General features: G+C 72.7%; 2 protein-coding genes. One reads left to right on the top strand and one right to left on the bottom strand.

Going from position 1 to position 1440, the window contains the following annotated elements; genetic code table 11:
* Positions 1-158: 158 nt before the first annotated feature.
* On the top strand, positions 159-524 hold the full coding sequence (locus AOK16_RS24115) for an iron chaperone (protein WP_055474225.1): 366 nt from the start codon (positions 159-161) through the stop codon (positions 522-524).
* 41 nt (positions 525-565) lie between these two features.
* On the opposite strand, the gene AOK16_RS24110 is transcribed toward AOK16_RS24115, so the two are convergent.
* On the bottom strand, positions 566-1426 hold the full coding sequence (locus AOK16_RS24110) for an inositol monophosphatase family protein (RefSeq protein ID WP_079101732.1): 861 nt from the start codon (positions 1424-1426) through the stop codon (positions 566-568).
* Between the last annotated feature and the right edge of the window lie 14 nt (positions 1427-1440).

Genomic DNA, 1440 nt, shown 5'->3' with positions numbered 1-1440 from the left:
GGGCAGTAGGCCGGGAGCCGAGCGTGGCGGACAGCGGGTAGTTCGCCGGATTCACCGGCGGCGCCGGCGGCCCGGAGGCCGGTCCCGGCGGACAGCGGAGCGGCCGGAGCGTGCGGCCGCCGCTGCGGCGCCTTCGGGATGCCGTCTACCCTGGCCGGATGGTGCAAAGTGCGGCGAAAGACGTGGACGGTTACCTGGCCGAGGTGCCCGAGGCCCGCAAAGAGGCCCTGGCCAGGCTCCGACAGCTGTGCCGCGTCGAGCTGACGGGCTTCGACGAGGTCATGGCGTACGGGATGCCCGCGTACGAGCGTGACGGCACGGCCGAGATCGCCTTCGCCAGCCAGAAGCAGTACATCTCGTTCTATCTGATGCGGGTGGATGTCCGGGAGGCGTTCGAGGAGCGGTTGTCCGGCCAGGACATGGGCAAGGGGTGTCTGCGCTTCCGCAAGCCGGAGGCCGTCGACTTCGATCTCGTACGCGATCTGCTCAGGGCGATCGCCCGGCGGCCGGGCGAGGTGTGCTGAGCGCCTGATCCGGACTCGACCGGGGCGGCCTGTTGCCCAGGTCAGGCTGTGGCGGACTCCGCGTCCCCGCCGCGCATCAGGTCCAGGAGGCGGCGGGCCGTCGGCTCGTCGCGGGCTGCGGTGAAGGGGAGGGCGTTGCCGCCGGTGAGGCGGAACGGGCGGTCGGCGAGCGTGCCGCTCGCGCCTCCCGCCTCCGTGACCAGGAGGAGGCCCGCGGCGTGGTCCCACGGGTTCTCCCAGCTGAAGGCGACCGCGTCCAACACGCCCTGGGCAACGTGCAGATACTCCAGGCCCGCCGAGCCGCACGGGCGCGGGGCGACGCCGGGGACGACGAGGCGGGCGAGCGCCGCGTCCTCCAGGGAGGTCGTGAAGTCCGGGTGGGAGGTGGCCACTTGGAGGACCCCGTCCGGGGCCGGGTGGCCTGTGTGCAGCGGTTCGCCGTTCAGGGCTGCGCCCGCACCGCGGACCGCGACCGCCATCTGGTCGAGTGCGGGGGCGTAGGTCCAGGAGGCCAGCACGTCGCCGTGGTGCGCGAGGGCGACGAGGGTGGCGAAACCGGGATTGCCATGGACGAACTGGCGGGTGCCGTCGACCGGATCGACGATCCACACCGGGGCGTCGCCGCCGATCGCGGCGAGCACGCCCGGGTCGGCGTGGACGGCCTCCTCGCCGACCACCAGCGAGCCGGGGAGGAGCTTGGCCAGCGACTCGGTGAGGTGCTTTTCCGCGAGGCGGTCGGCCGTGGTGACGAGGTCGTGAGGGCCGGTTTTCTGGACGACCTCGTGGGCGGCGAGTTGGCGGAAGCGGGGCATGATCTCCGCGGCGGCGGCCGTCTGGACGGCCGTCTCTACGGCGTGCAGATTCCGGGCCGCTCCGGCCCCCCTAACGAATTCCTCAACCATGCCCCCATCGAACC

Source organism: Streptomyces pathocidini (genome assembly GCF_001418495.1).
GTDB lineage: Bacteria > Actinomycetota > Actinomycetes > Streptomycetales > Streptomycetaceae > Streptomyces > Streptomyces pathocidini.
This window is presented reverse-complemented; position numbering and strand designations above follow the sequence as displayed.

What these genes read in the sequence shown, in the direction of transcription:
- AOK16_RS24115 (WP_055474225.1), top strand. Translation starts at nt 159, where the DNA reads ATGGTGCAAAGTGCGGCGAAAGACGTGGACGGTTACCTGGCCGAGGTG.
- AOK16_RS24110 (WP_079101732.1), bottom strand. Translation starts at nt 1,426, where the DNA reads ATGGTTGAGGAATTCGTTAGGGGGGCCGGAGCGGCCCGGAATCTGCAC.